This window comes from Actinoplanes sp. NPDC051633 (assembly GCF_040681735.1).
Lineage (GTDB): Bacteria > Actinomycetota > Actinomycetes > Mycobacteriales > Micromonosporaceae > Actinoplanes.
Genome location: NZ_JBFAZH010000284.1, coordinates 1 through 7664 on the forward strand (window position 1 = coordinate 1; position 7664 = coordinate 7664).

The window sequence follows — 7664 nt, forward strand, 5'->3', positions numbered from 1 at the left end:
GGCCCGATCAGGTCCGGCAGGTCCCAGCGCAGGCAGGCATCGGTGGCGACGTTGCGGGCATGCCGGCCGGCCCCCTGAATCGGCAGGATCTCGTCGCTGATCCGGGGAAGGCTGCGCACGGGCATGCCCGAGTGCCGGCGGGCCGAATCGATGTCAGGAAAGAGGGGCAGCCGGTGATAGGGGGCGCTCTGCAGATGTGTCCGCGTCTCGAGCATGTCCGTGCAGAGCAGCACCGGGATGCCGGGCCAGCGGGCCGCCTGCCTGGCCACGGCCATGAAAACCGCGAGGGCCAGCGGTTGTTCCACCCGCATCGCATCCAGGTCGATGAACACGGACTCCGGCTGCTCGGCCAGACACTTCATCAAGGTCAGGCGCACCGCCGCGACGTCCGCCAGGCCGAGGTTGCCGGTGACGGTCACGATCGTCCCGCCGACGGCGTCCGTGACGCTGCACTCCACGGTCATCTGGTCCGCCCATCCGCCTGGCTCAGCCCAGCCGCGTAGTGATCGCCGACGTCCTGCGGCTCGGGCCGCGGGTCGGCCTCCATGACGATGATGACCCCGTCACCCGAGTCGGCGCCACCGCGCGTCCCGAACGGTGTACAGGTCATCCGGATCAGCACCGGACGGCCACGTCGGTTGACCGCATCGACGGAGGCCTCACTGCCCTTTCCGTCAGCGCCGAGCGCCGAACGCAACATCGGCCGGAGCTGTTCGAACGGAAGGCCGATGTCGAGGTTCAGCATGTGCTGGCCGACCACCTCGGAGGCCCGCAGACCCCAGAGTTCTTCCGCGCGCTGGTTCCAGACCCGGACCCGCAGATCGTTGTCGACCACGGAAACGCCCGCGTGCAGGCCGGCCAGCACCGTCTCGAGGAACGCGTTGGCCTCGTCCAGCTGGGTCGTGCTCACCCGCAGCTGATCGTTGATGCTCTGCAACTCGTCGTTGGTTGACTGCAGTTCCTCGTTCATCGTCTCCAGTTCCTCGTTCGTGGACTGGAGCTCCTCGTTCGTCGTCTCCAATTCCTCGACGGTCGACTGAAGTTCCTCGTTGGTGGTCTCCAGTTCCTCGTTGGTCGACTGGAGCTCCTCGTAGGCGGCCTCCAACTGATGGTTGGTGTGTTCCAGCTGGTCCTGCAGGCGGCGGGCCTCGGTGACGTCGTGGAAGATCACGTTGACGCCGAGCAGGTTGCTGTCGCCGTCGGTCAGCGGGCTGATCTGCACCTCGAGGTGGGTGGTCTCGCCGGCGCGCGTCTGTTTGACGTCGAGGACACGCAGCGTCCGGCGCTCGACCTGAGCCTGCTCGATGTGCCGGCGCAGCTCCGCCGGCCGGTACGACAGGTCGAGATCCCGGAACGGCCGCCCGAGGTCACGGGAGGACACGCCGAACGTCCGCTCCAGCTCGCGATTGACGAGCGCCACCGTGCCGTCGGCGGTGAGCACCAGCTGCGCCGGCGGGCTCGCGGCGAAAGCCTGGTCACGCAATTGGTCCATGCTGGTCACCGACCCACCCGCGTCCCGCGGAAAGTCGGACGTCACTACCCCGGGCAACCGGTCGAAGCGCGGAACCCGGCTGAACAGGCGCCGCTTGAGGTCGATCGGCGTGAACCTGCTCCCCTGGGTGAGCAGCATTTCCGCCTTGCCGAGAAAGAGCACGCCGCTGTCCGAGAGCGCGAAATGAAATCGGTCGAGGATCCGGGTCTGCGTCTCGGCGTTGAAGTACATCAGGGTGTTCCGGCAGGCGAGCAGGTCGATGCGAGAGATCGGCGCATCCTGGACCAGGTCGTTGCGCCCGAAGATCACCGAGCGGCGGAGATCCTTGCGGAAGACGTACCGCGAATTGGACGACTCGAAATAGCGCGCCAGCAGTTCCGGCGGCACCGCCTGCACCCGGTGCTCGCTGTAGGTGGCCTGGCGCGCCTCATTGAGCTGCTCCTCGTCCACGTCGGTGGCGTAGATCTTCACCCGCTCGCGGAACTCCTCCACGCCCATCACCTCGGCGAGAGCGATCGCCAGCGAATACGGCTCCTCGCCGGAGGCGCAGCCGGCCGACCAGACCCGGATCGGCGAGTCGGACGGCTTGGCCGCGATCATCGGGCCGAGCACCTCGGAGCGCAGGTGGTCCCACGCATCGGTGTCCCGGAAAAAGCCGGTGACGTTGATCAGGATCGTGTTGAACAGGGCGGTGAACTCGTCCGGGTGGACCTGCAGGTAATCCAGGTAGTCCTGGAAATCCGCGCTGCCGACCTGACTCATCCGGCGATTGAACCGGCGCATCAGACTCGACCGTTTGTAGCCGGTGAAATCGAAGCCTCGGGTTTCCTTCAGATAGGCCAGGAGCGTCTCGAAATTGGGGTCGTCGGGTTCCATCGAGCCTCCGGCTTGAGCAGCGTCCTGCACCACGACGGTATCCCAGTTTCAAAAGGCGGTTATGCGGGCGGTGATGCGTCCCCGGCGCGGGCAACCGTCGACCCGAGCCTGTCGATGAGCTGGCGGATGGTCGCGCCGGCCGCCTCGGCGTCGGCGGCCAGGTCGCGAAACCGTAGCTGGCTGGCGCTGCTCGGGCGGTGCACCCCGGCCAGCCGCCGGCCTAATGCCGACTTCTCCTCCAACGCTCGCAGCGCCATCCACAACGCGCCCTCCAGCGCGATGGCCTGCTCCTCGAGGAGGCTGTCCGGCGACCACGCGTGGCCGACCCGGCAGCGGTAACGAGGCACCGGGTCGTCGGTGACCTCGAACAACGAACCCCCGCAGGACGGGCATCCGTACCCGGCGGCCGGCAGCGCCAGGTCCTCGGCGGTCAGCGGTCCAAGCTCCGACATGGCAACCTCGGCGTTGAGCAGGGCGTCGTCGTCGACGGCGGGGACGTTGCTGAGATCCTCCGCGACGATTTCCGCGATCAATCCGCCCAGTTTGGCGGCGGGAGCGACGTGTTCCGTCGAGACCAGGGCCAGCGCAGCCCTTGGCATGTGCGCATAGAGGGCGTCGGCCGGGTCCTGGACGACCGCCACGCCGCCACGCCGGACGATGTTCACCAGGCCGGCGGCGCCGTCGTCGCGGGTGCCGGAGAGCACCACACCCACCGCCCGGCGGCCGAAGGTCCGGGCCACCGACCGGAACAGCGGATCGATCGCGGGCCGGTGTCCGTTCTCGGCAGGGCCCCTGGTCAGCCGGATGAGCCCGTCGAGGACCAGCAGGTGATGGTCGTTCGGCGCCACGAAGATGTGGCCGGGCCGCAAGGGTTCGCCGTCAACCGCCGTGCTCGCCGACAGCGGCCCACTTCGGTCGAGGATCGACGGCAGGGCACTGGGCGCCTCACGCGGAATGTGCAGAACCACCAGGACCGACCCTGGAAAGTCCGGCGGAAGGCCGGCGACCAGCGCCCGGAGGGCCTCGACGCCTCCGGCGGAGGCGCCCGCTGCGATCACATCTCGACGCTCCGCCATCTCGCACGCTTTCCCAGCACACGCGCCGCCGAAACCCGTGCTCGGTTAGCGTTCCATGCATGGGGGAGGCGCAGGTCGTGCTGGTCTTCGGGCGCGGCGTCACCGTCTCCGGCGGGCAGTTCGTTCTGACGCCGGGCGGTCTCGCCCGCATGCGCGCCGCCGTGGCCCATGTCGAGGCGCACGGCGGCCACCCTCGGGTGATCTTCACCGGCGGGTGGGCGGAGGCGAGCGAGGCCGCGGACGAGCCGCCGGCCGGGTGCCGCGAGGGCGATCTGATGCTGGCGTACGCGCGCGGCGCCGGCCTGGACCGGATCGCCGACCTGCGTGCCGAGAACCGCTCCCGCAGCACCCTCGAGAACCTGGTGCACACCGTGCAGGACGGGCTGCTCGACGGATACACCTTCACTCCCGAGCAGCCGCTGGGACTCGTGTCGCACGAGTGGCACCTGCCGCGGGTGCACTACCTGGCCGGGAAGGTGCTCGGGCTGCGCCGGCGCGACCTGCTGGACATCCCGGTCGTCGACGAACCGGCCAGTGAGCGGCTCGCCCACCTGGCGGCGCGGCTGTGGTTCCTCGGGGTGCGGGACGCGGCCGCCCTGATCCGCCGCGAAAGACGGATGGTGGCGTTACTGCGCCGGATGGGTAGATAGGTCGGTGTGACCGTCCTGCTGCTTCCCGTCCACACGCCCACCCACCAACTTCCCGAGCTGATCGCCGTCTGGGCCGGACCCGCGGTCGTCGTCGACGACGGCAGCGGCCCGTCCGCCTCGCCGGTGTTGCAGCAGGCCACCGCCGCGGGCGCCACCGTGCTGCGGCACCCCGTCAACAAGGGCAAGGGCGCCGCCCTGAAGACCGGGTTCCGCCACATCATGGAAAACCTGCCGGACGACGACGTGGTGTGTGCCGACGGCGACGGGCAGCACCGTCTGGACGACATCCGCAACGTGGCCGCCCACGTCTCGTCGAGCGGGCGGATGACGCTGGGCGTGCGCAGCTTCGACGGTGAAGTGCCGTTCCGCAGCCGGCTCGGCAACCGCGTCACGTCCCGGCTCGTCCAGCTGGCCACCGGCCGATATCTCGGCGACACGCAGACCGGCCTGCGCGCCCACCCGGCCGGCCAGATCGACTGGCTGTTGTCGATCGACGGCGAGCGCTTCGAGTACGAGATGAACGTGCTACTGGCCGCCGCCCGCACCGGCCGGCCGATCGACGAGGTGACGATCGCCACGGTCTACAACGGATCATCGAAGTTCAGTCCGCTCGCCGACTCGGCCCGGATCTACTGGCCGCTGCTGCGCGCGGTGGCGGGTCAGACTCCGAGCTGACCAGTGGTCGCTCGACCTAATGAAAATGAAGTCGTTTGTGCGCTGCTGACCGGGGAATTCGGTCGGCCTCCGAATAAAGAGAGAGGCACTTCAATGGCTTCCACTTCAACGCGCGGCGTGGCGTCCGCCCGCACTCCCGTACGCACTGCCGCGACCGTGGTCGCGGCCGTCTTCGTACTGGTCGGCGTGCTCGGCTTCATCCCCGGCATAACCACCAACTACGGCGACATGACCTTCGCCGGGCATCACTCCGACGCTCTGCTGCTCGGCGTTTTCCAGGTCTCGATCCTGCACAACATCGTCCACCTGCTCTTCGGACTGGCCGGTTTCGCGCTGGCCCGCACCGCGTCCGGCGCACGCTCGTACCTGATCGGCGGCGGCGCGATCTACCTGGTCCTGTGGCTGTACGGCTTGATCATCGGGCAGAACAGCGCAGCGAACTTCGTCCCGGTGAACACCGCCGACGACTGGCTGCACCTGTTCCTCGGCCTCGGCATGATCGCTCTGGGCGTGCTGCTCACCCGCAACACGGCCCGCACCCGCAGGGCCTGATCACGGCGGGCGCCCCGGCACTCGCCGGGGCGCCTATCGGGTCACGCCGCCACGGCCGGCGCCCGGTCCGGGGCGGATGCCGGCATCAGAGCGCCGAAGGCCGCGACCAGGGCGACGTTCACCACGACCGCGAGCCAGGCGATGTTCCCGATGTGCGCCACCGGCCACGCGACGGCGGCCAGGCCGATGGTGGACACCAGCCACATCGGCCTCGTGCGGCGCAGGGCCACCGCGCAGAGCAGGAGGGCCAGCGGGAAGAACAGGCCGAGCGGCTTGATCAGCGTCGCGGCACCGGTGGCGTCGACGAGGTCGGTGTCGCCCATCGAGACGTGGATGGAGTTGAAGCCGTACGCGACGTTGCCGGCCACGCCGATCGCGCCGACGACGAGCAGGCTCGCGGCCGTCCAACCCTCGGACCAGCCGACCACGCGCAGCACGGACAGCAGGTAGCCGATGCTCCCGAGCACGTGGAAGACCGCGGCGGTGGGGTCGTCCCAGCCGCGGACGGCGTACAGGATGTCGGCGATCAGGTAGATCACCGGGCCGATGACCAGGCCGGCGGTGAGAACTCGCTCAACGGGTTTCATGCGTTCCATGGGACCGCGTCGCCGAGCACGAGGCCTCCGGGCAGCCCCTCGGGAATCGCAGGGTTAACCCTGGTCACGGGCGGTCGCCGGGGTGGCACGATGCGAACCATGACCCGGACGGCGCTCGGCCCGGCGGTCGGTGCGGTCACCGCCGCGCTGGTGGCGGGTGGCTTCGCGCTGGGCGTACACGTCGGCAACCTGCACAACGGCCTGATCGCGGCGTCCTTCACCGCGGTCGGCCTCTTCGTGGTCCGGCGCCGGCCCGGCAACCGCGTCGGCCGGCTCTTCGTCGCGACCGGCGTGGGGCACGCGGTGATGTTCTTCGGGCGCCAGTACGGCCTGCACGCCGGCCCGCTGCCGGGCGCCTCGTGGATCGGCTGGCTGGGCATCTGGCCGCTGCCGATCGTCCTGGTCATCGTCGGGGTCACGGTGATGTGCTTCCCGACCGGGCGACTGCCGTCGCCGCGGTGGCGACCCGTGGTCGCCGCGATGATCGCGGCCGGGGTTGCGCTGGCTGCGGTGTCGGCGCTGTGGCCCGTCGAGTACGCGCGCACGGCGCTGGTCGCCCCGCACCCGCTGTCGCTGCCCGGCTTCGCGGCGGCGGACGCCTTCTACCGCGTCGCCCGCAACGTCGCCTATCCGTTGATCCAGGTCGCCTGGGTGGCGTGCGTGGTGGCCCGGCTGCGTCGGGCGCGCGGGGACGAGGCGCGGCAGTTGCGCTGGTTCGTGTACGCCGTGACGCTGTCCGCCGTGGTGATGCTGGCCGGGTGGGTGGTGTGGCGGTCGCCGGTGCCGGGCGCCCTGTCGGCGCCGGTGATGGCGGTGGCGGCGGGCGCGGCGATCCTGAAGTACCGCCTCTACGACATCGACCTGGTGATCAACAAGTCGCTGGTGTGGGGTGCGATGGCCGCGGTCGTCACCCTGGGGTACGCCGCCGTCGTGGCCGGCGTCGGGCGGCTGGTCGGCGGCCACGGCATGGCGCTGTCGATCGTGGCGACGGCGATCGTGGCCGTGGCGTTCGAGCCGCTGCGCCGGCGGGTCCAGCGGCTGGCCGACCGGCTGATCTACGGGCATCGGGCCAGCCCGTACGAAGCGCTGGCGCGGCTGTCGGCGCAGTTGGCGGCGCCTGCGGGCGGACTGCTCGACGGGATCTGCCGGACGGTTGCCGACGGGGTGGGCGCGCGGCAGGTGGTGCTCTACACGGGGAACGGGACGAGCTGCAGGTCGGCTCGGCCTGGCCGGCGGAGTTGCCGCGACCGGCCGTGCGGCGCGCGCACGAGCGGCCGGCGGAGGCGGGGAGCGACCCGCCGCCGGTGCGCGGCGCGCCGCCGGCGGGACACCCCGGCCGGCCACCCGTGAACCAACCGCTCGCCAGCGGTCCCGGCCAACCGCCCGTGGCCACCGCATCGCTCCCCAGCCACCGCGGGGAGCGGCCTGTGGACAGCGCACCGCCGGCGAACGGCGTCGGCGAGCCGGCTGTGGACGACGAACCGGAAGCGTCGGGCGGGGGCGCTAGTCTCCGACCCACCCAGTGCCGGGGTGGGGGTGGCGGCGGCGCGCGCGAGGCCGAAACGATCTTGCTCGATGCGCCGGCTCGCGAGGCCTGGGTTGCCGTGCCGATCCTGCACAACGGCGGGTTTCGCGGCGTCATCGCGGTGCGCAAGGCGGCGGGTGAGGCGCTGACCGACGCCGAGACGCGGCTGGTCGGCGACCTCGCCGCGCAGGCGGGGCTCGTGCTGGAGCTCCGGGCGACCGC

The 7664-nt window shown here is 70.6% G+C and carries 8 protein-coding genes and 1 pseudogene; 5 read left to right on the forward strand and 4 right to left on the reverse strand.

Going from position 1 to position 7664, the window contains the following annotated elements; genetic code table 11:
- The 3 genes and pseudogenes from AB0M20_RS17705 to AB0M20_RS17715 all read right to left on the reverse strand — a co-directional run.
- Nucleotides 1-419 (reverse strand): annotated as a pseudogene (locus AB0M20_RS17705) (ATPase); the annotation flags it as partial.
- A 41-nt stretch (nt 420-460) separates the two neighbouring features.
- Nucleotides 461-2368, reverse strand: a complete 1908-nt coding sequence (locus AB0M20_RS17710) for a CheR family methyltransferase (RefSeq protein ID WP_364299318.1) — start codon at nt 2366-2368, stop codon at nt 461-463.
- A gap of 59 nt (nt 2369-2427) precedes the next feature.
- Nucleotides 2428-3444 (reverse strand): chemotaxis protein CheB, encoded by a 1017-nt coding sequence (locus AB0M20_RS17715; protein WP_364299320.1) that lies wholly within the window; start codon nt 3442-3444, stop codon nt 2428-2430.
- A 59-nt stretch (nt 3445-3503) separates the two neighbouring features.
- Here AB0M20_RS17715 and AB0M20_RS17720 point away from each other — a divergent pair, with 59 nt between their 5' ends.
- The 3 genes from AB0M20_RS17720 (at nt 3504) to AB0M20_RS17730 (ending at nt 5321) form a co-directional block, all read left to right on the forward strand.
- Nucleotides 3504-4094, forward strand: coding sequence for a YdcF family protein (locus AB0M20_RS17720; RefSeq protein WP_364299322.1), 591 nt, complete (start codon nt 3504-3506; stop codon nt 4092-4094).
- Nucleotides 4095-4100: 6 nt separating this feature from the next.
- Complete coding sequence (locus tag AB0M20_RS17725; RefSeq protein WP_364299324.1) at nt 4101-4769, forward strand: glycosyltransferase family 2 protein; 669 nt, start codon at nt 4101-4103, stop codon at nt 4767-4769.
- Between the two features lie 93 nt (nt 4770-4862).
- The gene (locus tag AB0M20_RS17730; protein WP_364299326.1) at nt 4863-5321 is read left to right on the forward strand and encodes a DUF4383 domain-containing protein; all 459 of its coding nucleotides are present in this window, start codon (nt 4863-4865) and stop codon (nt 5319-5321) included.
- A gap of 41 nt (nt 5322-5362) precedes the next feature.
- Here the strand turns inward: AB0M20_RS17730 and AB0M20_RS17735 are convergent, their stop codons facing one another.
- Nucleotides 5363-5908, reverse strand: coding sequence for a hypothetical protein (locus tag AB0M20_RS17735; protein WP_364299328.1), 546 nt, complete (start codon nt 5906-5908; stop codon nt 5363-5365).
- A gap of 108 nt (nt 5909-6016) precedes the next feature.
- Between AB0M20_RS17735 and AB0M20_RS17740 the strand changes: the two genes are divergently transcribed.
- Nucleotides 6017-7267 (forward strand): hypothetical protein, encoded by a 1251-nt coding sequence (locus AB0M20_RS17740; protein WP_364299330.1) that lies wholly within the window; start codon nt 6017-6019, stop codon nt 7265-7267.
- A 77-nt stretch (nt 7268-7344) separates the two neighbouring features.
- Nucleotides 7345-7664 (forward strand): hypothetical protein (locus AB0M20_RS17745; protein ID WP_364299332.1); only part of this gene is annotated, 320 nt, incomplete at its 3' end.